General features: G+C 61.8%; 21 protein-coding genes and 1 pseudogene. 11 read left to right on the top strand and 11 right to left on the bottom strand.

All coding sequences use genetic code 11. The annotated features are described in order from the left end of the window. Positions 1-44 precede the first annotated feature (44 nt). Positions 45-170: a hypothetical protein gene (locus tag ACVW1B_RS22315; RefSeq protein ID WP_456792579.1), complete on the bottom strand. Its 126-nt coding sequence runs from the start codon at positions 168-170 to the stop codon at positions 45-47. 108 nt (positions 171-278) lie between these two features. Here ACVW1B_RS22315 and ACVW1B_RS22310 point away from each other — a divergent pair, with 108 nt between their 5' ends. Further along, positions 279-911, top strand: coding sequence for an invasion associated locus B family protein (locus ACVW1B_RS22310; RefSeq protein ID WP_456792578.1), 633 nt, complete (start codon positions 279-281; stop codon positions 909-911). 418 nt (positions 912-1,329) lie between these two features. Continuing rightward, entirely contained in the window at positions 1,330-2,736 is a 1,407-nt protein-coding gene (locus tag ACVW1B_RS22305; RefSeq protein WP_253607709.1) for an adenylate/guanylate cyclase domain-containing protein, read from the top strand. A gap of 227 nt (positions 2,737-2,963) precedes the next feature. Here the strand turns inward: ACVW1B_RS22305 and ACVW1B_RS22300 are convergent, their stop codons facing one another. Then, on the bottom strand, positions 2,964-3,209 hold the full coding sequence (locus ACVW1B_RS22300; protein ID WP_253607710.1) for a hypothetical protein: 246 nt from the start codon (positions 3,207-3,209) through the stop codon (positions 2,964-2,966). Positions 3,210-3,646: 437 nt separating this feature from the next. Between ACVW1B_RS22300 and ACVW1B_RS22295 the strand changes: the two genes are divergently transcribed. Together ACVW1B_RS22295 and ACVW1B_RS22290 are read left to right on the top strand one after the other, a co-directional pair. Further along, positions 3,647-3,994 (top strand): hypothetical protein, encoded by a 348-nt coding sequence (locus ACVW1B_RS22295; protein WP_456792577.1) that lies wholly within the window; start codon positions 3,647-3,649, stop codon positions 3,992-3,994. Positions 3,995-5,229: 1,235 nt separating this feature from the next. Next, positions 5,230-5,865, top strand: coding sequence for a hypothetical protein (locus ACVW1B_RS22290; RefSeq protein ID WP_456822264.1), 636 nt, complete (start codon positions 5,230-5,232; stop codon positions 5,863-5,865). Here ACVW1B_RS22290 and ACVW1B_RS22285 read toward each other — a convergent pair. Next, complete coding sequence (locus tag ACVW1B_RS22285) at positions 5,862-6,209, bottom strand: hypothetical protein (protein ID WP_253636027.1); 348 nt, start codon at positions 6,207-6,209, stop codon at positions 5,862-5,864. The two genes, ACVW1B_RS22290 and ACVW1B_RS22285, sit on opposite strands and share 4 nt — an antisense overlap. Positions 6,210-6,785: 576 nt before the next feature. Between ACVW1B_RS22285 and ACVW1B_RS22280 the strand changes: the two genes are divergently transcribed. Both ACVW1B_RS22280 and ACVW1B_RS22275 read left to right on the top strand, forming a co-directional pair. Further along, positions 6,786-7,148 (top strand): hypothetical protein, encoded by a 363-nt coding sequence (locus ACVW1B_RS22280; protein WP_456822263.1) that lies wholly within the window; start codon positions 6,786-6,788, stop codon positions 7,146-7,148. Between the two features lie 98 nt (positions 7,149-7,246). Then, positions 7,247-7,441: a hypothetical protein gene (locus ACVW1B_RS22275; RefSeq protein WP_456792576.1), complete on the top strand. Its 195-nt coding sequence runs from the start codon at positions 7,247-7,249 to the stop codon at positions 7,439-7,441. Positions 7,442-7,611: 170 nt separating this feature from the next. Here the strand turns inward: ACVW1B_RS22275 and ACVW1B_RS22270 are convergent. Next, positions 7,612-8,050: pseudogene (locus ACVW1B_RS22270) on the bottom strand (PaaI family thioesterase). A gap of 614 nt (positions 8,051-8,664) precedes the next feature. Between ACVW1B_RS22270 and ACVW1B_RS22265 the strand changes: the two are divergent. After that, positions 8,665-9,081 carry a helix-turn-helix transcriptional regulator gene (locus tag ACVW1B_RS22265; RefSeq protein WP_229163156.1) on the top strand — a complete coding sequence of 139 codons (417 nt, stop codon included), beginning with the start codon at positions 8,665-8,667 and terminating at the stop codon, positions 9,079-9,081. Positions 9,082-9,395: 314 nt separating this feature from the next. Continuing rightward, positions 9,396-10,538: an MBL fold metallo-hydrolase gene (locus tag ACVW1B_RS22260; protein WP_229163158.1), complete on the top strand. Its 1,143-nt coding sequence runs from the start codon at positions 9,396-9,398 to the stop codon at positions 10,536-10,538. Positions 10,539-10,815: 277 nt separating this feature from the next. Here the strand turns inward: ACVW1B_RS22260 and ACVW1B_RS22255 are convergent. Together ACVW1B_RS22255 and ACVW1B_RS22250 are read right to left on the bottom strand one after the other, a co-directional pair. Then, a protein-coding gene (locus ACVW1B_RS22255) for an IS5 family transposase (protein ID WP_092083899.1) occupies positions 10,816-11,579 on the bottom strand; the annotation gives its coding sequence in 2 pieces (ribosomal slippage) (positions 10,816-11,241 and positions 11,244-11,579; 762 coding nt in all). Positions 11,580-12,108: 529 nt separating this feature from the next. Continuing rightward, entirely contained in the window at positions 12,109-12,903 is a 795-nt protein-coding gene (locus ACVW1B_RS22250; protein WP_021080321.1) for a class II aldolase/adducin family protein, read from the bottom strand. A gap of 186 nt (positions 12,904-13,089) precedes the next feature. Between ACVW1B_RS22250 and ACVW1B_RS22245 the strand changes: the two genes are divergently transcribed. Further along, complete coding sequence (locus tag ACVW1B_RS22245) at positions 13,090-14,586, top strand: M81 family metallopeptidase (protein WP_253607716.1); 1,497 nt, start codon at positions 13,090-13,092, stop codon at positions 14,584-14,586. Further along, entirely contained in the window at positions 14,583-15,593 is a 1,011-nt protein-coding gene (locus ACVW1B_RS22240; RefSeq protein WP_253607717.1) for a glutathione S-transferase N-terminal domain-containing protein, read from the top strand. Before ACVW1B_RS22245 ends, ACVW1B_RS22240 begins: the two co-directional genes overlap by 4 nt. A 39-nt stretch (positions 15,594-15,632) precedes the next feature. On the opposite strand, the gene ACVW1B_RS22235 is transcribed toward ACVW1B_RS22240, so the two are convergent. The 5 genes from ACVW1B_RS22235 to ACVW1B_RS22215 form a co-directional block, all read right to left on the bottom strand. Continuing rightward, a complete protein-coding gene (locus ACVW1B_RS22235; RefSeq protein ID WP_456780108.1) occupies positions 15,633-16,262 on the bottom strand; it encodes a DsbA family protein in 630 nt (209 codons plus the stop codon). A gap of 508 nt (positions 16,263-16,770) precedes the next feature. Then, positions 16,771-18,693: a flavin-containing monooxygenase gene (locus tag ACVW1B_RS22230; RefSeq protein WP_253607718.1), complete on the bottom strand. Its 1,923-nt coding sequence runs from the start codon at positions 18,691-18,693 to the stop codon at positions 16,771-16,773. A gap of 9 nt (positions 18,694-18,702) precedes the next feature. After that, complete coding sequence (locus ACVW1B_RS22225; protein WP_225645907.1) at positions 18,703-19,476, bottom strand: SDR family NAD(P)-dependent oxidoreductase; 774 nt, start codon at positions 19,474-19,476, stop codon at positions 18,703-18,705. Next, positions 19,473-20,117: a TetR/AcrR family transcriptional regulator gene (locus tag ACVW1B_RS22220; protein ID WP_157345231.1), complete on the bottom strand. Its 645-nt coding sequence runs from the start codon at positions 20,115-20,117 to the stop codon at positions 19,473-19,475. Before ACVW1B_RS22220 ends, ACVW1B_RS22225 begins: the two co-directional genes overlap by 4 nt. Further along, positions 20,114-21,610 carry an AMP-binding protein gene (locus tag ACVW1B_RS22215; protein ID WP_456822262.1) on the bottom strand — a complete coding sequence of 499 codons (1,497 nt, stop codon included), beginning with the start codon at positions 21,608-21,610 and terminating at the stop codon, positions 20,114-20,116. The genes ACVW1B_RS22220 and ACVW1B_RS22215 overlap by 4 nt, the downstream gene beginning before the upstream one ends. 171 nt (positions 21,611-21,781) lie before the next feature. On the opposite strand from ACVW1B_RS22215, the gene ACVW1B_RS22210 reads away from it, so the two are divergent. Then, positions 21,782-23,041: an ABC transporter substrate-binding protein gene (locus ACVW1B_RS22210; protein ID WP_038383532.1), complete on the top strand. Its 1,260-nt coding sequence runs from the start codon at positions 21,782-21,784 to the stop codon at positions 23,039-23,041. The last annotated feature ends 44 nt before the right edge of the window (positions 23,042-23,085 follow it).

The raw sequence follows: 23,085 nt of genomic DNA, 5'->3' as shown, positions 1-23,085 counted from the left end.
ATCCCGCGGGCAAATCACGGGAGCAAGGTCGAGGCGCCGGACTACTATTTGCGTTGTTGCTTGTTCGCGGCCTTGTTCGAGGTCATGGCTTCACGTGCAATTGCCCAGAAATACCCGCCGCAGAATGCAACAATCGCGACAATCACGCCGGCGGCGATCAGCTCTTGCATATCAGCGGTTCTCCAAGTAGGTGCATCTCGTTCAGGTGGGAATTATGCCCACGAATACGCCGACGAAAAGGCAGATCGGTCGGGACGTAACGAGGCGGAGCGGATGCGATGGTGACGGTCAGCACAGCAGACAGGCGTCTTCGGGCGATCGTCGCTCTCGTCGTCATGGCCGGCGTCGGTTCGGCGCAAGCCGCCCGAACACCCGATGTGTCGGATGCCAGTGGGAGCGCCGTCTCCATGCCGATCGACACACGGAGCCAGACGTCCGCGATGGATGGCGTGGTCCGCGCCGTCCAGCTTCCCAAGGGCGCTTCCGCGATCAGCGAGACCTACGGAGACTGGATCGTCAAATGCCAGCTCGACGGCGGGGCCAAGCTGTGTACCCTCGGGCGGACACAGCTCGCCAAGGAAACCAATCAGCAAATCTTCGCCATCGAACTGATTCCCAGGGACGGAAAGGCCGAAGGCAACATCTTGATGCCGTTCGGGCTGAAGTTCGACGCCGGGGCCGTCCTCAAGCTTGACGGAAAGGATCTGGAGCAGACGCGCTTCTCCACCTGTACGACGCAAGGCTGCTTGCTGCCGGTATCCTTTCCCACGGTCGTGACCGACACCATCAGCAGGGCCAAAATGCTCACCGTTGCCGCACAGAGCATCAGCAACGGGCAGGCTGTCGTCTTTAACGTCCCCCTCAACGGCTTCGCCGCGGCGCCGGAGCGCACCATTCAGCTCGGAAGCTGAACGGCACGACGCTCCGCGCCCACCGCACGATGGCTGCGACAAATCACCCCGACGGGCAAAATCCCGCTTCCGTCGTCGGGCAAATCAGTGATCCAATTCCGCCCGTCTCACCCGATTGAGGGGCGCTTCGCGGTCGTCACGAACGTGGGTCGAGATGCGGTGGACGCCGATTGCGCAACTGACGAGTGCGCATGACGTGGACGGTGAAGTCGTGTGGTCCTGACGCAAGCTCTTTTTTCGTTATCCAAAGAACGAATAAAAGCCATATCTGTTAATGGTTTGAGCAGCCATTCTGGGTCAGCAGAAAGGTCCAGCCGATTGAGCTGGGCCCCAATAGGCCCTTAGAGCGTTCACCTTCAGGTGCCAGACCACAGCTTCGGCCCATCGCGTGACGGGCAATACCGGGTATCTACGGTGGATGACGTCCGTTGATGTCCGGCCTGATCTGGAAGATAGTTGGAAACGCGAACAAATGGTGGGGGCCGCGATGACGGAAGTAGCGTTGCCCGAGACGCAGTATGCGCAGAGCGGCGACTTCAACATCGCCTATCAAGTCATGGGCGACGGGCCTACCGACATTATCCTAGTTCCGGGCATTATATCCCACATCGATTTTCAGCACGAACTCCCGGGCTATACGCGCTTTCTTCGTCGCTTGGCGAAGTTCTCAAGGGTCGTCACGTTCGACAAGAGAGGTCAAGGACTATCAGATCGGTTGGCCGACGTACCGTCTCTTGAGGAACGTATCGACGATGTCCGCACGATCATGGACGCAATCAACTCCAAGCGTGCTGCGCTAGTTGGCTTCTCTGAAGGCGCGTCGATGAGCGTTCTATTCGCAACGACCTACCCAGAGCGCGTTTCCCACTTGGTCTTATTCGGAGGGCTGGCGCGGATATCAGACCTGCTCCCGCCCAACCTCACGCCATCCGAGGTTCAGGAACGGTTAGCTTACGTCGTAAAGAGTTGGGGAAACGGGGACTTCCTCAAGCGAGTTTTCGCGAGTGATGCTGGCAATTCGGAGATACTCGCTCGCATCGCAAAATTCGAAAAGTTGGGCAGCAGTCCTGGCGCACTAAAATCCTACATACTTTCGAACCGACGGATAGACATCAACCCCATCCTCCCAGTCGTCCGCACGCCAACTCTAGTGCTGCACCGAACAACCGACGCGCAGGTGCCTGTAACGTTAGGCCGCAAGCTCGCCGCCGGTATCCCGGGAGCGAAATACATTGAATATCCGTCGGGCGATCACGCGTTCTGGACGGGAGACATTGAGCGCGTTACCGGAGACATCGAAGAATTCATCACTGGACAACGCGCCAGCGAGGGAATTGATCTGGAGCGCATACTCGCTACCGTTCTCTTTACTGATATCGTTGGATCGACCAATCTCGCTTTGCAACTCGGCGATCACCGTTGGCGCGACCTCTTGGACAATCACGACGATCTTTCCGGCCGGATTGTCAGCAAGCATCGCGGCACTTTGGTGAAGAGCACAGGCGATGGCGTTCTGGCGACCTTTGACGGGCCGGGGCGGGCTGTGCGATGCGCCTTGGCGCTCAGTGAAGAGAGCAAGAGTATTGGCCTGCCCGTACGCGCAGGTCTTCATTGCGGCGAGGTCGAAATCAGAGGCAACGACATCGGTGGCATTGCCGTCCACGCAGCCGCGCGGGTGATGTCGCAGTCGGGAAGCAATGAGGTATTTGTCTCGCGGGTGGTCACCGACCTCGTAGCAGGCACCGATCTGAAGTTCTCCGAGCGAGGCTCATACGAATTAAAGGGGCTGCCCGGGAAATGGGACCTTTTCGCCGCGAGCAAATAGTATCCCGAGCGCTTGCGTCGTATTGTTCCTCCGCTATAAGCCGCGCAGGCCTCCGCATTTTGCGCTTCCGTTTCGTGTCGAGGCCGAGATCGCCGAGATGTCTATGCGTGTCTACTTTGCCCTCAACATCAACTTGACGGATAAGCAGCAAAGTACGTTCGAGGAACTCAACCTCAAGCCTGGCGCTGTTTGCAGACTGACAAAGTAAGGCGCCCGCATTGCGATGCCTACGTAGGCTTACGCCGTTCGCGCTCAGCCCTGTTCGCTGCTTTGAGCAGGTCTCCGATGTAGTCGGAGATGTCGCCGATCTCAGCTTGCAAGTCGGCCGCCGAGAAACCCTGCTCCTTGGCAGCCGCGACAAGACGGCGGGTCAGTTCGGCGATATCCTGCGACGCGCCGACAGTGCGAAACTGCTCGACAGCGTGAATGCTATTCTCGACCCAGAAATCGATAAACTCGCGGGCCTTGCTCACCGGATACCCCCCAACGCCAAACCAAGAACTAGCGTTAGCGCCGGTGCGTGAACACGGCAGGGCCGCCTCAGTTGTCCCTCTTCGTTTGCCATCGTAGCGATGGCCACGCCGCCGCCGCACCCCACAAGTCGAATTGCGCCCCGCTAGGCTTTATCCCAACGTCGGAGCACGCAGCCGACGGGGACGGCCTTTGCATCTATTGTTCCGACTATTGGTGGCGTCGGTTCTGTTGGGTTTTGCCGTTTGGCTGACGATGGGACCGCCGCCGAAGAATGCCCCGAAGCCAGGTCTGCTCGCGCATCGAGTGCCGTAAGCGCAGCTTTCCCGGGGGAGCAGGGTTGTCGTGGTAACCTCTGCCACCGGGCTGAGAGGGCAAAATATGTCCATCTATTCGCACTTACAAATCGACGCCATGGCGTCGAAAGACGCCAACCTTATTGAAAAAGCTGCACGCGCTCAGCGTCAAAGATCGCGATGACCCGCTGACGGAAATGATCGCGAAGACGATTATCAAGGTCGCGCAATCTGGTCTCAGGGACCCCGCCGAGATTTCGGCGCAGGCGATCAAGGCACTGGAAGTTCCGGTGACGCCGGGAGTTGATGTCTTCCCGCGCGCGCTCTGGAACGACCGCCTTATCCCAATTAGGAACGAGATACGCGAGCCAGCATTGGCGACAATGGACGACAAAAACCTGCAAGCGCACAGTGAACAAGCCCTTGTCGTGGTGGCCCTCAGCACGGCAACTCTGATCACGTCCGTCGCCCTCTTGGTATCCGCATGGTAAGGCCGTCTCAGGTTAGGGCCTCGATGCTGAGATCAGATCAGGCTCAATATTTGAACCGCGTTCCCGAGTGGAACCAGGACGACAGCACCGATCGCAACATCCGCTCCCGCGTTCGGGAACCGAAACATTCCGGCCCTCGGAGAATTAGCGCTTGGAGGCTTCGGGGCTTCGCAAGATGCGAGGCATATCATGATCCCACTGTCAGCGGGCAACGCCTTCCTCATAGTTGCGATTATGAGCGTCACTTTCCTGACTGAGGTCGCCTTTTTCATCGTGATCGGGCTGTTCTGAAAGGAACGCGCGCACTGGCACGGCGCAGCCGATGTGAGGACCCAGTCCTTCTCCCGGCTCAACGACGAGGCTTATCCCAGCGCTCACCCGCTGGAATGATTGAGGGCGACTGCTCTTCAAATTCGCGGAGTCGGTCGATTTGCATTTTGAGCCTCGGCGAGAGTTCCGTCTCTGGTTCCAGCGACGCTCGTCTCGCCGATCTCCCGGACAATGGCCCGGCTGTGAACGTGGTCGATGTCGATGCGGTTGCGCATTACACAGCCTCCGGTCGGAATGAACAACGCACCGGCAGGCCGAGAGTGCGCTCCCCCCGCAAACACATCGGGGCGCGGCTAGCGATTGTGACTAAACCGGAGACCGCCGCTTTTGGCTATCTTGCGCGAGCGCTGGTTTTTGACAACAGCGGGTCTTTGGTAACGACCTTTGGCTATCTGCGACATGCGCCGGGTTGTTCGCCAGCGAGCGGCGGCCTCATGGCTTCTAAGTCTTGGCTAGCCTCTTCGTTCCCCAATTCTGATCGCGAACGGAATGAGGAACCTACGGAGCACAGAGCCGAAGCATCGACCATGCAAAGCGCCGGGCAACGCCGGCGATACTCATAGGAAATCGCTCGCGCTCGGGAACCAATTCCAAAAGTGTCGGGTTAATTGATGGGGCCGATGCAAGGGACCATCGCCATGAGGATCGAATATCTCGCTGCAATTGCGATAGCTGTTTGGACCGCTGGTGCTGGATTGGCAGCGGTCCATTCCGTCGGCTCGCCGCTCGAAACGCAGTCCACGCCGACCGCCACTGAATTGGCGACCCGAATAGCCGCGTCCGTGGATGCATTCTCGCCTCGGCCTGGCGGTTAACAGCCGCCCCCACGCGAGTGCGTCTAGGCACCGGCCGCCACCCGTATTCGTCCGGGATGGAAGTTTTTCCCGCGCCGCAGCATATTCGCGGTGTTCATCGAGTTCATATTTCCTCTCCGCCCGGCCGTCTCATTGACGGCCGGGCTTTTGCATGCGCGCCACGCGTTTTTTCGGCAGTTAGTTCTTCTTGAGATCGCTCAGCCTGCGCATGTAATAGCCGTGGCTCTGAACCGCCTGCCTGATCTCCTCGCTAACCCTGACGACCCTCTTCTTGCTCTTGCGCCATTTGCCCTGAGCGCTGATGTCCGGCACTGGAAATCCGTTTTTCACAACGAGGAGATCGCGCCTGACGTTGAAATACACCTCGACCATATTGTCTCCCAAAAGGCTGAAAGTATCCGTTCAGAGCAGAGCGCGGCCCGCAGAAATGCAACCGGCTCTTTCGCGCCTGCCTGTGAATATCGAGGAGAAATGCTGCGCTCGTTGTTTCGACAAGACATTTTCTGGTTGGATGTTGTTCGCATGCCGCACCCAACGACCAACGATTATCTGGACGAGTATGACCGGGAGCTAGACGAGATCGTTGCCGCCTGTGACGGCGATGTGCGGAGCGCTCTCAGGGCGCTCTTGCTGGTCAATGAGCAGTTGGAGCACATCCTAAACTGTTTGAACGCGGAGCTCGTTGATCACGTGTCGCGGCATCACCGACGGCAGACGTTACATTAAACCGCAACTATCGCTTCACCGGCAGGGGTCAGCCTCACGAAAGTCCCGCTGCCATCGCGGTCCTCGATCCAGCCGAAGCTTTCGGCAAACTTGAGCCCGGCAGCTAGATCATCGCGCTTTGCACCAGCAGCGCTCCAAACCGCATCAATCGTCTCTCGGCGGATGACCTGTCCCGCGCCAAGTCCGGCGGCCTTCATGACGTCGATCAATTTGAGGCCGTGTTTCTCGATCTCGTCCATTTTGTCCTGGCGTGGTTTCAATCCTGCGGGCGAGCCAACCGGCTTCCAATTTACACGCCGGTTGTGGCACGATGAAGCTAGCTCAATCATAACGGCAGCAACCATGGCCGATTTCATCTTTCGGGCCAACATCGCTCACACAAAGAACTTTTGGAAACGGAAGCCAACGCTCGGAAGATCGAGACCTTGCACAAGCTTTTGGCCGAGGAGGAAGCCAAGCTAGCCGAATGGCAGGCGCAAAATCGACGGTCACGCGGTAAGGATTGAGGACGCCGTTGACAATAATCAATGAGCCGCGCCGGTTCGCCGGCTAGTCAGTGATGATGTGGATGCCGATTGAAACCGCCCCGTTCGATCGCGACTTGGAATTGGCCGTTATCGACGCTAAGGGGGACATATACTCTCTGATCTTCCCCTGTCGTCGTGACCACAATGGCTGGATCAAGACGGCAACGAACCGCGCCGTGGAGGTTCATCCCACTCACTGGCGCAATTGGGGCGAGCAGCAAGGCCGCTCGGCGTAGGGGCTACGCGAGCCCGATGCGCGACCGCTCACCTCAGGAATACCGCCGCAACATTCATGAGTATGCCGATGGTCGGGATGTTCCACACGAGCGAGCGCGCCAGCGGCAAGTCTGCTGCATACAAGATCGCGTAGGCGACACGTCGGCCGCGCCGCATGTGGTGCCGTTCGTCGCCGCCGCCGTGGCGCAGAGCAAGGAACGGTACAATAAGAGCATCGGCGAAGCGCGCCTGATGATCGGCAATGCCATCCGCATGATGGCGCCTGCACCGAAGTCGCGCGCGGGCTGCCATTTCGCGGCGGCCATCGGCTTGCGGTCATCGCTGGAGGATTTCGCCCCGACGATACCGGACTGGGCTCATGATCAGCACACGATCAAGGGCAAGGCGATGGGTCGCGGCCTCGATCACTTCCGCCGCGAAGGTGCCAAGCTGATCCCGCCGCCGACAGAGGATGATCCCTACGAGGACGAGGCCTACCGGCATTGGGCGCTCAAGCAGCGCGGCAATGGGCTGATCTAGGGCCGTGTACTCCTAAAGGCGAGTGGCCGCCGAGCCGCGCCCCTCCCCATTTTGGTGTACGAGACGAGCAGGTCCTCGTGTGCCATCGGAGATGGGCAATGACCGTAAGAACCTTCTGCACACTTGCCGCCGCCTTCTTTGCCCTGATCGCGCTTCTGCAGTTGATCCGGATTGTGATGGGTTGGTCCATCACGTTGAATGGCGTCGATGTACCGTTCTGGCCGAGCTGGATTGCCGTCATTGTGGCGGGCGCGTTGAGCTTCGTCGGCTTCCGCGCCGCCTTGCGCAGCTAAAGGCTGGCAGAGCGCCCGGCCAATCTGTCGCTGGGTAGCGGAGCCACTTTCCTACTCGCGGGCGTCGGGCCGTCGTGCTCTACCGCGACAGCGGTGTGGTGAACGTCCGGTACGGCCTAAGAGCCGACGTAGAACGCAAGTCGCGTTTTGACCCGGATCGGACGTAGACGCTAACGGGGATGAGTGTCACCCTCATGCTTCGGCACCACGCGAAACGTGGCGTTCGCACGCGCGATTACACTGTCGTCGGCCTTGATTAGGCTTTGTGCGAAGCAGATCGTTCTGCCGGTTTTGATCACCTCGCTGTCCACGGTGATCCATTGCCCGATCTGCGCGATGCCGGTGAAGTCGACCGCAAGAGTGATTGTCGCCAGCGACGATGCCCAGCCAATCGCCTGTGCGCAGCTATAGCCCATCGCGTTGTCAGCAAGCGCGGAGATCAGCCCGCCCATGAACGTTGCCACGCGCATTGGTGTGCGGCTTGGCCAGCCGTAATCCGATGATCACGGCTTTGTCCGTGCGCTTCGAATAGAGCGGTTCCCAAGGATCGGTGAAAGGGCTCTTGCGGAAGTGAGGCTCGAAACCTTCGGGGATACCGATGCTGTTCATGGTCATGCGCGAGCTCCGTTGTTGGCGAAGACCTGTTCGCAGACGATCTGCTCAAGAGTTACGACAAGTACGATAGGCGCGACGGCTGCACTGACGGCTCGGACTTCGACAATGTCGGACGACGGCATTGCGCCACATCGCGCACCGCCTTTTTGTGCCAGTTCGTACAAAAATAAAATCGAAAATGCGCGATGGCAAATATCCTCACACGTCGCCGTCGCGCGGTCCCCGCGCCAAGTTCCGGCCTCCACAGGACCCTGTCGACTGATTGCGGAGGGGCTGCCACCGCTCGACGGTCGCGCCGTAATACGTCGAGATCGAGCGCGGCATCGTCCTCGACCCCGGAGTTACGCTCACCGTGATGTGCTCGGTTGCAGGTCTGGCGGATGTCTCCCTTTGGGTGCATAGTTCCAGCGCCGATCCGACCGCGCGGACGCTGGGGCTGCTGGTGGGGTCGAGGAGGGCATGGTCATGCATCACCCATTCCAACCGCTGCCTCATCGCGAAATCGCGTTCACCATGGGCGTCATCGGCCTCGGGTTGCTCCCGATAGCGATGGCAATTGCGGCGCTGTTCGTGTCCTGACCCAATTCGACGGACAGCTAGGGCCGCCGATGCTTGAACGACCGCCGATCTTGAGCCCGCGCGAGAAGCAGCTATTGCGGCGTTTCGCCCAAGGCAAATCGGACAGGACAACTGGGCTGGAGATCGGCGGCACCGAGAAGCAGGTCGCCGCACAGCGCGCAATGCTGGTCAAGAAGCTGCAAATTTTTCGCAGGAGCATCTCTTGTCGGTCGCCAGCCAGTTTGCTGCTTGGCGTGTGCGGTCATCCGATTGATGTTCGCTTGCGCCGCGCGTCAAGCGCGGCTTGCAGGCCAACTCTCCGCACGATCAGTTCACGCCCTCCACGGTATCTCGGGCAGATCGATCACCTTGTCGTCCTCGACGCGACCGCGACACCACGGCGGCGGCAGACGGCGCGCATCGGGAGCGGACAGCATGCTGCTAACAGCGGCCATGTCCGCTTTTAGGGCTGGAGCAGACCTTCGGCGAGTAACTCCGGTATGCCGCCTTTTGACCGAACCGGACCAAGCACTGCGCTTGTATCCCCGATCACACGCGCGCACGGCCAGCTTCTACCTTGCCGTCGAAACTTGGCTCGGCCTCGCCCGTGCCGAATGACACTCGCCACGATGTCCAACGGGGGATAGGATGCAATGATCCTCGGTGTGCGGGCTGCCAGACGCTGGTGTGTTCGGCACTCCAACGCCTCCGCCCTTGGTTGGAGTGCGTTTCCGCGCGATGCCTTGCGGCAGCAAAGGCCGCGCAAAGGGAGGATTTGACTATGTTCATTTGCCAGTGCAACGCAATTCATCGACGCGATGTGGTGTGCGGCGGTGGTGCTGCCCTGTTCAGCGCCGTCGTGGCGTCGTTGATGGGCGGCGCGAAGCCGGTGCGGGCAGAAGCGATGGCGGGTAAGGTTCCGGAGATCGACCGCGTGGCAGTACGTGTAGTGGTCGACAGCTATCAATTCGCCGTGGCACCGAGCCGGAAGGTTGCCGATGTAGAGATCGAACACTTCGGCTGGGGCATCGGCGGAGGCAAGCCGCCCGGTAAAACGCTGATCAGTGAGTTCGGCCTGTCGATGCACGTCGAGACGCGGCGCGGCACCGAGGCACGTAATGTCTTGGTGGATTTCGGCTTCTCACCTGACGCGCTTGTCAACAATGCCAATCTCGTCGGCATCGATCCGGCCGCGCTTGACGCCCTTGTCTTGAGCCATGGTCACTACGATCATTTTGGCGGTCTTGCTGGCTTCCTAAAGCAAAACAGCAGCAAGCTGAAAGCCAAGCTGCCTATCTACATCGGCGGCGAGGAAGCATTCTGCTCGCGCGAATGGACCGCTCCGCCGGTGCGCGGCGACTTCGGAGCCTTGGATCGGAAAGCGCTGGAAGACGCCAATGTTGCAGTCACCTATGTAGAAGGACCGGCACTGGTCGCCGATCACGGCTTCACCACAGGACACATCGACCAGACAAGCTTTGAGAAGCTGCTGTCCCCCAGCGCCATGAGGATCGGCGTGGACCACGGCATTGGATGCTATGCCGACAAGCTTCCAGAGGACGAACGGACGAAGGCTGTCATCCCGGACCAGTTCCGGCACGAGATCGCCACCGCATTCAATTTAAGAGGCCGCGGGTTGATCGTATTGACCTCTTGCAGTCATCGCGGGGTGATCAACGCAATCAAACAGGCCCAAGCGGCTTCGGGCGTCAACAAGGTTCATGCGGTGATCGGCGGCTTCCACCTCGCGCCCTACAACGAAGGCTATGTGCGCGACACGATCACAGCGCTCAAGAGTATCGATATCGACTACGTTATTCCACTGCACTGCACTGGTGAGCCGTTCTACGAGATGGCCAAGGCCGAGGTGCCGAACAAGCTCCTGCGCTCCTACACGGGCACACGCTTCGTCTTCGCTTCCTGAGCAAGAAGGACACACGCAATCCGAGCGCTTACGGCCGCGATAGGAAGGCCAAACAGCGGCCCGGCGCGAGGGGGCTACAGGGCACCGGGCCAGCCGCGCTCGCGCATACGTGAAACTAGGGCCTATCGGGGCCCAGCGGGTCCGGACGGGCAACTCGCTCGCCCAACACAATGCGGGAAATGCCTTTATTTTCCGGCACTTCCACCGTTTTCAACAAGTCGAAAAAGTGGCTAGACATCAAGTCGTGTGGTCCTGACGCCCTAGGCGGTGTGGACAGTTATCGCAGCCATAGGACGATGGCTGCGAGAGTGATGACGGCAAGGTAATTTCGGGCGGTCTTTTCGAAGCGGGTTGCGACGCGGCGGAATTGCTTGAGCTTTGAGAAGCAGCATTCGACGAGATGGCGCTGGGCATAGAGATGCTTGTCGAGCGGATACTTGAGCGCGCGTGACGGGTTGTTGGGGATGACGGCGAGCGCGCCCTTGGCTGCAATGTCCTGGCGCAGGTGATCGGCGTCATAAGCCGTATCGGCCATGAAAACCTCGGCAGGCAATCCCTCGATCAATGTGGCGGCTTGCGGTGCATCGCCCTTCTGGCCTGCGGTGATCGTGAACCGTACCGGACATCCCAAGCCGCGAACGGCCATATGTATCTTGGTGCTCAGGCCGCCGCGCGAACGGCCAAGCGCCTGATCTTCAGACCCCCTTTTTTGGCCCCGGCAGCATGCTGATGGGCTCGAACAATGGTGGAATCGACAATCAGATATTCGAAGTCCGGATCGTCGGACATTGCCTCGAAGATCCGCCACCAGACGCCTTTGGCACTCCATCGGCTGAAGCGCCGGAACGCGCTGTTCCAATCCCCGAACGCTTCCGGAAGATCACGCCAGGGAGAGCCCGTGCGAACGATCCACAGCACACCTTCCACGAACATCCGATTGTCGCGCCCGGTCGAGCCCTTCTGGTCAGGCCGGCCTATGATCAGCGGCGCCATCCGCTCCCAAGCCGCATCGCTCAACACCAGACGATCCATCACACCCAAGACTGCCTCCCAAAAGCAGCCTTGAATCTGATTTGCTCCTAAAAGGGAATCCTTAGAGTCCACACCGCCTAGCGGTAGGTGTCTTTTCGAATTGCGCGATGCGCGTTGCGAAGACGGTGACAAGCAAGCCCAGTCTCGCCGGGGAGAGCACGAAATAAGCCGTAGCCCATCGCGCTGGGAAAGCCGGGTTGTTTCCGGTTACACCTGTGGTCCTACCCCCGAGCTTACTACCCATTGCTCGGGGCCCATGGGTGCGATCGGCACCCAGCTTTCCCTGCGCCCTCTCTTTCAGAGGGTGAAACGAACAGCAAAGCTCGGGCGAAAGGCGCCGCGAGAATGGGATGTGTGACTCACAGATCGTGCAACAATTTCAGCGTCGTCCCGGCGAAGGCCGGGACCCATTGCCACGAATGCGAATTGTGGCGCGACGCTGGGCCACGGCCTGTTTTTCAACAACGCTATTCTGTGGTTATGGGTCCCGGCCTTCGCCGGGACGACGAATGGAGAAGGCCTAAGCCGGCTTTCGCTCTCAATCCCGATACGACGGATCCGCCCGGTCGAGCTTGCGCAGCAGCGCGGGCCAGGCGAGTTCGCCGTTGCGGGCGGCGCGGCCCGGCTTCGGCAGCATCCGCTCATAAGTGTCTTCGAGGATGTTTTGCGGCGGATAGATCAGCTTGGTATTGCAGGACAGCGCCATCACCTGGGTCTGGCAGGCGCGCTCGAGGCGGAACAGCACGTTGAAGGCGGCGGGCACGGTACGGCCGACGACCAAGAGGCCATGATTGCGCAGGATCATCGCCTCGTTGTCACCGAGGTCGCGGACCAGGCGTTCGCGCTCGTCGACATTGTCGGCGATGCCCTCGAAGTCGTGATAGGCGATGTGCAGGAAGCGCATCGAGGTCTGCGCCAGCGGCAGCAGGCCGCATTCCATCGCCGAGACCGCCATGCCGGCCGGGGTATGGGTGTGCGCGACGCAATCCATGTCGTGCTTGGCCATGTGGATGGCGCTGTGAATGACGAAGCCGGCGACGTTGACGTCGTAGTCGGTGGCGTTGAGCAGCGTGTTGCCCTCGACGTCGACCTTGATCAGGCTGGAGGCGTCGATCTCCTCATACAGCATGCCGTAGGCGTTGATCAGGAACTGGTCGGTGGTGCCGGGCACGCGGCAGGAGATGTGGTTCGCGATCATCTCGGTCATGCCGTACATCGCCGTCAGCCGATAACAGGCGGCAAGATCGACGCGGGCCTGCCACTCCTCGGCGCTCACCTGCTCGCGAACCGATTTGACGACCTTGATCGCGGGCGAACTGACGGGGGGATTCATGGCGTTCTCTCCTTGAGATATCTGCGGGGCCGCGGCCCGATTGTTGCGGCGACCATAGCAGAATCCGCGCGGCGGCAAGCTGTGCTGCGCCTGCTTATTTGCAGGTCTGGCGGGCAAAAACCGAATGCGGATTGGCGCGCAGCGCCTTCAATGCCACAATGCGGAAAACAGCCGAGGCGCACCAAAATGAGCGATCGCAAGATACGTATCGCCGTCCTGCATTTCTCCCACGAAACCGTCTCGTTCCTGCCGAACGAGACCACGCTCGACGACTTCATCTATCCGGGCTCGCCGGCCAAAGGCGAGGCGCTGCTGCGGTTCGATCCCAAGAACTATATGGGCGGCTTCGTGCAGGTGGCGCGCGAGTTCTCCGAGGTCGAACTGGTCGGCATCGAATCCCCGCTGTGGCCGAAGACTTACACCGGATCCGGCTGGATTACCGAGGAAGCTTATCGCACCTTCACCGGCAAGATGATCGCCGGATTGAAGGAGGAGGGACCGTTCGACGGCGTCTATCTGTGCCTGCATGGCGCGATGGCCGTGCGCGGCGTGCCGCGTCCCGAAGCCGATCTGGCGCGGCAGGTGCGCGAAGTGGTCGGCCGCTCCGCCTTCATTGCGGCGACGTTTGATCCTCACGGCAATGAGGACGAGGCGTTCCTCGAGCAGGCGGACATGGCATTCGCGGTCAAATATTTCCCGCATTATGACGCGCATCTGCAGGGCGAACGCGCGGCGCGTATGCTGGTGCGGGCGATCCGAGGCGATTACAAGCCGGCGCACAGGACGATCAAGGTTCCCGTGATCTTGCCCACGGTGCTGCAATGGACCGGGGCGCGGCCTTGGATGGACCTCGTGCAGCGCGCGCTGGTCTGGGAGGCGCGCGAGGTCGACGTCTATGTCAACATCTTCTTCGGCTTCCCGTTCGCCGACGTTCCCGATCTCGGCATGACCGTGCAGGTTCTGACCAACGACAATCCAAAGCTCGCCGAGCAGGTCGCGCGCGATCTCGCCGGCACGATCTGGCGGCTGCGCGAAGCCTTGCTGCAATCGACTAGGCTGTACAGCATCACCGAGGGTGTTGCGCTGGCCAAGCAGGCCGTCGCCGCTGGCAATACACCGGTGGTGCTGGCCGATCACAGCGACCGGTCGGGGTCGGCGACCTGGCTGCTGCGTGAGATCATCGCGCAGGACCTCGCCAACACCGTGATCGCGACCATCGCCGACGCCAGGGCGACCGCAAGCCTGAAGGCCGCCGGCGCCAAGGCCGGCGATACCTTCGACATGGAGATCGGCGGCCGCGCCGACGAGTCGGCAGGCGATCCGGTTCGGATTCAGGGTACGGTTTCGGCGGCGGGCGAGGGCTACGGCCAATTCTGGGTCTGCGTGCGCTTCGGCCGCAACAATGTGCTGATCCTGTCCACTTATCTGGTGCAGATCATGGAGCCGTTTTCGCTGAAGGCGCTGGTGCCCGACATCGGCGCCTTTGACGTGATGGCGATCAAGTCGCGGGTCCATTTCCGGCGCGGCTTCGACGACAATGGATTTGCCAAGACGATCCTCCTGGTCGAACCCGACGAGCCGTTCCTCGGTACCACGCGTCTCGACAAGCTGCCGTACAAGAACGTCGATCTCGCGCAGTTCTATCCGTACGGCAATCCGGCATTTTCGGAGGCGTCGCCATGACGGAGAACCGCTATCGCCTGATCGGCTCGACCGCCTCGCCCTATGCGATCAAGTTGCGCGCGCTGATGCGCTACCGTCGGATCCCGCACGACTGGGTGATCATGACCAAGGCTTTGCGCGAGGCAACCGCGCATCTGAAGCCGATGCTGATCCCGGTGCTGCAATATCCCGACGGCAGCTACCGCGGCGAGACCACGACGCTGGCCTATGATCTGGAAGCGCGGCATCAGGGACGGTCGGTGATCCCCGAAGACAAGGCCATCGCTTTCATCTGCGATCTGCTCGAGGACCTCGCCGACGAATGGGCGGTGAAGCCGTTGTTTCTCTATCGTTGGTGGGATCCGGAAGACCAGGCCTATGTCTCGCGCTGGGCCGGCGAGGAGTGGTCGACATCGGAGGCCGAGGCCGGCAGCTGCGAGGAGATCGAGGAGTTCCGGCAGCGGCAGATTTCGCGCATGGTCATTCTCGGCGCAACGGATGAGAACAGGCCGCTGCTGGAGGAGAGCTACCGGCGTACGCTTGCCGCGTTCGAGCCTCAGGTCGGCATGAGGAGCTATCTGTTCGGCAGCCGGCCGTCGCTGGCGGATTTTGCCTGGTTCGGCCAGCTCAGCGAGATGGCGACCGACCCGACCCCGATGCGGATCATGCGCGAGCGCGCGCCGTTCACCGATCACTGGGTGCGGCGGCTCGACGATGCGTCAGGTGTCGAGGGTGACTGGTATCCTCGTGAGCAGGCGCTTGGCGGATTCGCGGAGGCGCTGCTGCGGATCGCCGGCGAACTTTATCTGCCGTTCCTGGCGGCCAACGCGGATGCCTTCGCGAAGGGCCTCGAACGGCTCGAGATCAACGTCTGGGGACTGCCCTACGCGCTGGCGCCGTTCAAATATCAGGTCAAATGCCTGCAGCAGCTGCGCGAGAAGTTTGCCGCGCTCGATGCCGGCGAGCGCGCGGCGTTGAAGCCGGTGCTGGAACGCACCAGGTGCTGGGCGATCCTGAACGGAGGCTGATCGATCAGCGACGATAGGCCGATTCGAAACGGTCGGCGCCTACGTCCGGTGCCGGCTGCCAAGCGCGATCGCAATCGTCTCAGGCTGCTTGATCCGCTCGATCAGCATGTCGATGCGGTCGCCGCCCCAGAACAACTCGCCGTTGAACACCATGCTGGGCACGCCGAACACGCCGAGGGCTTCGGCCTCGTCGATGATGCGATCATGTTCGGCGCGGGCAGGACCGCGAACATAGGCCTCGAAGGCGTCGGCGGAGCCGCCGACCGCGGTGATCACGTCGGCAATCTCGGGCAGTTCGTCGATCTCGAGCTCATGGTTCCAGAATCTCCGGAACACCGTGTCGTGATAGGGTCGGAACAGCCCGTGACGCTGCGCGAACAGCATCCCGGCGCTGGCGTAGAAGGCGTCGTAGATCCGGCGCGGGCCCTTCATGGTCAATCCCTGCGCGTTGGCGAACCGCCGCGCATCCATGTAGGCGTAGCGCACCTTGCGCCAGAAGTGCGGCGTGCGTTCCTCGACCGTGCCCATGAATTCGGGAATGCGAAGCGTGTAGGGCAGCCATTCCAAATCGACGCTGTAGATCTCCTCGAGTTCGAATAGCCGCTTGTTGGCGACGTAGGCATAGGGAGACTTGTAGTCGGTGTAGATGCGTACGCGCGGCTTTTCCATCATCGTTCCTCACCCGGTCGGGACAATTGTTTCCGATCCCGCGCGGGGGTGCAATGCGGCCTGATGAAGGGAGATGGCAGGCAAACGAATGGGCCCCGGTGCATTCAAGCATCTTGCGGGGCCCTGCTACTTCGTTTTAGCGAAGGATGTCTGGTAAAGACCAGTGGTGTTTCGGGACCTAAAAGCGCGTGGCCTTTGCGCTCTCGTCCTGCGGATATCTTCAGATTGTCGGCAGTGCACGCGGCTAGCAGCTGCTGTTCGCCTCAACGTGCACCGTGACCTTGCCGCTGAGCAAGGTCGCTGGCTTTCGCCGGTGGCGTCATGCTCCTCTCCGAGGGGTGGTCCAACGGACATCTGTCCGCTTCTGCTGCCTGGCGGCCGATCCCATAATCGTCCGTCAATTCCTGCGACGCGAGGAGCAAGCGCTCCAGCACCCCAACAGGTGCAGTCAGCGAAATGCTGCGGCAGTTATGGCCTTCTGTCAAGTTAACGAGCGAGGGAACTCAGGTCAGGAGTCCTGTCGCGCCTTGGTCTTTCGATATTGGGTGAAGTCCGGATCGTGCGTCATTTTCCAGTAGTCGACGAACCGCCACGGCATCGCCGAGAACACGCGGCCGCCGCTGTTGCGGTAGTAGGTCGTCATGCCCGGGTGCGTCCAGATCAGTTGCTCATGCTCGGCGTCGACGTTGCGGATATACGCGTCATGCGCGTCGGGATGCACGTCGATCGCGGCGATGTCGTTCTCGATCATCTCGACAAGGCAGGCGGAGATGTAGCGGCTCTGGCATTCCGACTGGAAGATCACGCTGCCGCCATGCGCGGGCCCCGAGTTGGGACCAAGCATCAGAAACAGGTTGGGGAAATCAGGCACGGTGAGGCCGAGATAGGCGGTCGGATTGTCGTCGTGCCAGGTCTGCTTGAGGTTCTTGCCGTCACGCCCGGTGATGTTGAGCCGCGCCGCCATCTCGGAGACCTTGAAGCCGGTCGAGATCACGACGACGTCGTGCTGCCGCGACGTGCCGTCGGCCGTGACGATTCCGTGCCGATCGAAATGGTCGATCTTGTCGGTGACCAGCTCGACATTCGGTTTGGTCAGCGTCTTGAACCAGTTGTTGTCGAGCAGGATGCGCTTGCCGTAGGGCGGATAGGTCGGCATGCATTTCTCGATCAGGTCGGGGCGATCCTTCAGCTCGGACAGGATGAAGTCGGCGAGCTCCTGGCGATGCCGGTCGTTGCCCTTGTTGACGGCGCGGTCCGGATGCGGCCAGGCCGGATCCTTGCGCAGGAACGGCAGCAATCCGTCGCCGTAACGCCAGAACATGTTGAAGCGATACCACTGCACATAGAACGGCAGATGCGCGAGCAGCCACTGCGCACCTTCGGTGATCGGATCGGAATAGCCCTTCACCGGCCGCGCCCATTGCGCGGTGCGCTGGTAGACGGTGACCGAGGCGACGCGGTCGGCGATCGACGGCACCAGCTGCATCGCGGTTGCGCCGGTGCCGATCACGGCGACATGCCTGTCGTCGAGCTTGATGTCGTCGGACCACAGCGCCGAATGGACCTTCAGGCCTGTGAAGGCCTCGTCTCCCTCAAAGCGGGCAGGCAGGGGATCATTGAGCTGGCCGATCGCGCTGACCAGCGCGGTGGATTCAAAGGTTTCTTCGCCGCGGGCAGTCTTCAGCGTCGAGATCCAGCGTCGCTTGCCTTCGTCCCAGCGCGAGGCGACGAGCTCGGTATTGAGGCGGACATGCTTGCGGATGTCGTATTCGCGCACGACCTTGAGCAGATAATCGAGCAGCTCCTGGCGCTGCGCGAAATAGCGGGTCCACGGATTGCGGGCGCCGAACGAGAAGGAATAGGAGTGGTTCGGCGTATCGACGCCGCAGCCGGGATAGCGGTTGACGTACCAGGTGCCGCCGATCTCGTCCTGCCTCTCGACAATCGTATAGGGGATGCCGAGCCGGCCGAGCGCGACGCCAAGCGCGATCGCGCAGACCCCGGCGCCGACGATCAGCACATGCTGCTGCGCCAGCTTCTCGCCAGAAGGGCGCTCGCGCCAGCGCGCGTCGCGTGGGATGAAGCCCATCTCCTCCCGCATCAGCGGCGCATATTCCGGCGCGACATTGTCGCCGAGCGTCGCGCGCATCATCCGCAGCATCAGCTCATTGCCGGGATCGGTGATGACGGGCTTCGGGGTGCCGTTCGCGAACAGGTTCAGGACCGCCGCGCGAATCTCGTCCTGGATCTCCTGAGGCACACCGGCGTCGGGATCCGGGATCAGGCGGACGTCGCGCTTCGGCTTGTAGGGCGGCTCGAGCCACTTCTCGTCGCCGGTCATGTGCACCAGCACCATCAGCAGCACGCGGATGTCACCCTCGGCGATGGCGGAGGACAGATCGAGGTGTTTGCGCGGAAGCTCGATATTCATGCGTTGTCCTCAGCTGCGTGGGGCTTCCGGCAGGCCGCCATAGGCGGCCCAGGTGGTGCCTGCGATGTAGCCGGCATCGACCGGCAGGTTGATGCCGGTGATGCCGCTGCTCTGCGGCGAGAGCAGCCATGCGATCGCCTGCGCGACTTCGATCGGCTCGACCAGCCGGTTCAGCGCGGTCGGCCGCGCCAGCAGGTCCTTGTTCAGGGCGCCCGATGCGATGCCGGCCTCGAGCGCTGCCGTGCGGGTGAAGCCGGGCGACACCGCGTTGACGCGGACGCCGGAACGGCCCCATTCGGCGGCGAGCGTCTGCGTGATCTGGATGACGCCGGCCTTCGCCGCGGTATAGGCGTGGATCGGGCCCGACGTCATGCCGGCCACCGAGGCGACGTTGACGATCGCGCCATGCCGCCGCTTCGCCATGGCGATGCCGACGCTGCGCGCGACCAGGAAGGTGCCGCGCAGATCGATATTGACCTCGCGGTCCCATTGCTCCATCCGCACCCGTTCGATCGTGTGCATCTTACCGAACACGCCGGCGGCGTTGACGAGGCCGCTGATCGGACCATGCGCGGTCTCGATATCGGCAATGCCCGCGACAACGGCGCTCTCGTTCGCGACGTCGAACGGCGCCGGCCACAGGACGGCGGCAGTTCCAACCAGCGGCTCGGGCGCGATGTCGACGATGACGACGCGATGCCCCTGATCGGCGAGCAGTGTCGCGGTCGCCGCACCAATGCCGCGGCTGCCGCCGGTGACGAGGATGGTGCCCTCAGCGCTCATGATTTTCTTCCCTTGTCGCTGGTGGTGAACAGGCCGCGGGTGACCAGTTTTTGATAGGCGGTGATCACATAGTCGGGCACCGCGGTGACGCCGCGCTCGGAATAGGAATAGCGGCGGCTGAGATAACCGCGCGCGCCCATCAGCACCTGGACGATGGCCTCGAATTCCTCGTCGCTGAACGCGTTGGTCGCACCGGCAGCCCGCGCGCGTTGCAGGATCCGCACATAGGCGCTCGAGATGTTGTCAAAATGCTTCTGGTAGCCGATCGGCGCGAAGAATTCGGCCTCGTTGAGGATGCGCAGGAATTCCGGCACCTCGCGGATGAAATCGAAGAAGGCGCTGAAGCGCTCGACCTCCTGCCGGGCTTCGCTTGCGGTGCCGGTGCGCGCATGGATGAAGCGGACCATGTCGAGGCCGATCTTCGGCAGCAGCTGGTCGAGCAGCTCCTGGCGGTTCTCGAAATGATTGTAGAAGGTGCCCTGCGCGACGCCGGCGGCCTCGGTGATGCGCGCGACCGAGGCTTCGGCATAGCCGTATTTGCCGACGACCTTGGTCGCGGCGTCGAAGATCTTCTGCTTGGTCCAGGCGTTGCGCTCGACCCGGTTGAGCTTTGTCACTTTGGCGGTTGTCGCTTGCGTCATGCGGTGGCCTCGAGTTCGGCGCGGAGCACGCGTTTGAGCACTTTGCCGGATGGATTGCGCGGCAGGCTGTCGCGGATGACGAGCTGCCGCGGCACCTTGAAGCCGGCGAGCCGTGTCCGGCAGTGGTCGGTGAGACCGGGCAGGTCGAGCTTGGCGTCGTCGGCCAGCACCACGATCGCGACCGGCTTCTCGCCCCAGCGCGCGTCCGGCAGGCCGATCACCGCGACCTCGCGCACTTCGGGCATTTCGTAGATGACGCGCTCGACCTCGGAGGAGGCGATGTTCTCGCCGCCGGAGATGATCATGTCCTTCTTGCGGTCGGTCAGATACAGGAAGCCGTCATCGTCGAGATAGCCGACATCGCCGGTGCGGAACCAGTCGCCGAAGAACGCGGATGCGGTCTTCTCCGGATCCTTCCAGTAGCCCTGCGTGACCTTCGGGCCGCGCAGGCAGATCTCGCCGTTCTGGCCGGCCGGCAGGCGCTTGCCGGCATCGTCGCGAATCTCGATCTCGACATGGGCGATGGCGCGGCCGGTCGAGCCGATCTTCTCGATCTCGCGGCCGGCGTCCATGAAGGTATCGCCGCCGCAGCTTTCGGTGAGGCCGTAGGCATCGATGTAGCGCGCGTTCTTGAAATAGTCAGAGAAGGCGCGGATGCGGACTTCCGGTGTCTTCTCGCCGCCGCCGATCGCCCATTGCAGGCTGGAGACGTCATAGCGCTCGCGGTTCGGGCAGGTGAGGAGCGCCGTGGTCATGACCGGCGCGAACCATGCCGCGTTCAGTTTCTCCCGCTCGATCGCGGCGAGTGCGGGTTCAGGCTCGAAGGTGCGGTGAATGCACAGCATGCCGCCATGCCAGAGCACCGCGATGCCGGGCAGGTCGAGCGCGCCGACGTGATAGAGCGGACCGACCACGAGCAACCGCGTGTCGGTATTGAGCCCGAGCACCAAGGTCTGGTCGGCGGACTTCCAGTAGACGTTCTCGTAAGTGAGCATCACCCCCTTGGGACGATCGGTCGTGCCCGAGGTGTACATCAGCCGCATCAGGTCGCGCGGCCCGCGCACATGGATCGGCGCCGGCGCGATGTCGGGCGCAAGGTTGGTGACGCTGGACTGCGCGACCTCATCGAGCAGCACGACCGGCGCGCCGCCGGTTTCGATCGCGGCAAACTCCTCGTCGGCGACCAAGAGGCGCGCGCCGGAATTGCCGACGATGTAGCCGACCTCATCGGCCGAGAGGCGATAGTTGATCGGCAGGAACACCGCGCCGATATGGCTGGTCGCGAACGCCAGCTCGAGAAAGGCCGTGCTGTTCTTCATCAGCACGGCGACGATGTCGCCGGGCGCGATCCCGCGCGCCGCGAGCCAGCCGCCGACCTGCCGGATCCGCAGATCAAAGTCGGCGTAGGAGACGTCCTCACCGCGATATTTCAGCGCACAGCGGTCCGGAGTCCGCCGGGCATGAAATGCGATGAAGCTGGAAAGGTTGATCATTTGCCGCCCGCGGGGCCGATTCCGGCGCCGTTTTCTCCCTGGATGAATTGTGAGTCGTAATTCATCTTTGGCTTGACGTCACCCCCCTTGCTCTGAAAACATCGTGGTCATGGAGACGGAACGATCTCCGGCAGGGATTTTGGGAACGCGAATCCGACAGGGAGGGGAATGATGAAGAGGACCCGGAAACCGGGCATCACCCGGCGCTCGACGCTTGCGCTGATGGGCGCCGGTGCGGTGAGCTTTGCCGCGCCATGGGTGGCGCGCGCACAGGCCAAGACGATCAAGATCGGCATGCCGACCATTCTGTCGGGCCGCGTCGCGCAGCTCGGAACGTCCTCGCGCAACGCAGTGCTGCTGGAGGTCGAGAAGGTCAATGCCGCCGGCGGCCTTGCCGGGCGGCAGATCGAGATGGTGATCCGCGACTCCAAGGGACAGCCGCAGGAAGCGGCGCGCATCGCGCGCGAGCTCGTCAACACCGACGGCTGCGAGATGCTGCTTGACGGCGAAGCGTCCTCGGGATCGTTCGCGGTTCACGAAGTGGCGCGCGATCTCGGCGTGCTGTGCATCCACACCTGCTCGGAAGCGTCATCGCTGACCGCCGATCCCAAGCAGCACATCCCGAACGCCTTCCGTTGTGTGCGGCAGGGCATTCATGATTCGATCGTCGGCGCCAGCTACGCTGCAGGGATCGCCAAGGCCAAGGGCCTGAAGAAATGGGCGACCTGTTCGCCCGACTATGCCTATGGCCGCGACACCACCGGCGAGTTCGTGCTCTACCTGAAGAAGTTCGCGCCTGACGTCGAGATCATCAGCGAGTCCTGGCCAAAGCTGTTCCAGCCCGATTACACCGAGGTGGTGACCAAGATCCTGCAGGCCAAGCCGCAGGCGCTTTATTCGTGCCTGTGGGGTGGCGATCTCACCTCCTACATCGACCAGGCCAACATCTACGCGATGTTCACCCAGATGGAGGTGTTCGCGGTCAACATGGCCGACTACACCGCACTCACGGTGGTGAAGAACTTGCCCAAGGGCATCCACTCCGGCGACCGCTACATCAAGACATTCCCGCCGACGCCGGAAAATGCGGCCTGGGGCGATGCCTACAAGGCCAAGTACAACGAGTACCCGACCAACTGGTCGTGGCAGAACGCCACGGCGGTCATGTTCCTCAACGAGGCCGTCAAGAAGGCGAACTCGACCGACGGCAAGAAGGTCGCGGAGGCGCTCACCGGCCTCACCATCAAGTGCCCGTTCGGCGCCGACGGCACCGTGACCATGCGCGCCGACGATCACACGCTGGTCGGCTACGCCATCGGCTGGGGCACCACGATCCCGCAGGAGCCCTACGTGCCTGACGTGAAGGCCGGAGACTGGAAGACCATCTTCGAGCTCGAAGCCGAGTGGAAGAAGAGCAAGGGCTACACCTGATCCGCATGTGCGGCGGAGGCTGCCGCCGGCTGCCTCCGCCTCGC

This window comes from Bradyrhizobium sp. USDA 4502 (genome assembly GCF_054063355.1).
The sequence above is the reverse complement of the archived record's forward strand: the minus strand, read 5'-3'. Positions and strand labels throughout refer to the sequence as shown.

Bases quoted from the DNA above. Each gene is read 5' to 3' on its own strand.
- ACVW1B_RS22285 (WP_253636027.1), bottom strand. From the start codon at position 6,209: ATGGTTGCTGCCGTTATGATTGAGCTAGCTTCATCGTGCCACAACCGG.
- ACVW1B_RS22275 (WP_456792576.1), top strand. From the start codon at position 7,247: ATGACCGTAAGAACCTTCTGCACACTTGCCGCCGCCTTCTTTGCCCTG.
- ACVW1B_RS22240 (WP_253607717.1), top strand. From the start codon at position 14,583: ATGACGGAGAACCGCTATCGCCTGATCGGCTCGACCGCCTCGCCCTAT.
- ACVW1B_RS22230 (WP_253607718.1), bottom strand. From the start codon at position 18,693: ATGAATATCGAGCTTCCGCGCAAACACCTCGATCTGTCCTCCGCCATC.
- ACVW1B_RS22260 (WP_229163158.1), top strand. From the start codon at position 9,396: ATGTTCATTTGCCAGTGCAACGCAATTCATCGACGCGATGTGGTGTGC.
- ACVW1B_RS22210 (WP_038383532.1), top strand. From the start codon at position 21,782: ATGAAGAGGACCCGGAAACCGGGCATCACCCGGCGCTCGACGCTTGCG.
- ACVW1B_RS22235 (WP_456780108.1), bottom strand. From the start codon at position 16,262: ATGGAAAAGCCGCGCGTACGCATCTACACCGACTACAAGTCTCCCTAT.
- ACVW1B_RS22250 (WP_021080321.1), bottom strand. From the start codon at position 12,903: ATGAATCCCCCCGTCAGTTCGCCCGCGATCAAGGTCGTCAAATCGGTT.
- ACVW1B_RS22305 (WP_253607709.1), top strand. From the start codon at position 1,330: ATGACGTCCGTTGATGTCCGGCCTGATCTGGAAGATAGTTGGAAACGC.
- ACVW1B_RS22225 (WP_225645907.1), bottom strand. From the start codon at position 19,476: ATGAGCGCTGAGGGCACCATCCTCGTCACCGGCGGCAGCCGCGGCATT.
- ACVW1B_RS22215 (WP_456822262.1), bottom strand. From the start codon at position 21,610: ATGATCAACCTTTCCAGCTTCATCGCATTTCATGCCCGGCGGACTCCG.
- ACVW1B_RS22265 (WP_229163156.1), top strand. From the start codon at position 8,665: ATGCTTGAACGACCGCCGATCTTGAGCCCGCGCGAGAAGCAGCTATTG.
- ACVW1B_RS22310 (WP_456792578.1), top strand. From the start codon at position 279: ATGGTGACGGTCAGCACAGCAGACAGGCGTCTTCGGGCGATCGTCGCT.
- ACVW1B_RS22315 (WP_456792579.1), bottom strand. From the start codon at position 170: ATGCAAGAGCTGATCGCCGCCGGCGTGATTGTCGCGATTGTTGCATTC.
- ACVW1B_RS22245 (WP_253607716.1), top strand. From the start codon at position 13,090: ATGAGCGATCGCAAGATACGTATCGCCGTCCTGCATTTCTCCCACGAA.
- ACVW1B_RS22220 (WP_157345231.1), bottom strand. From the start codon at position 20,117: ATGACGCAAGCGACAACCGCCAAAGTGACAAAGCTCAACCGGGTCGAG.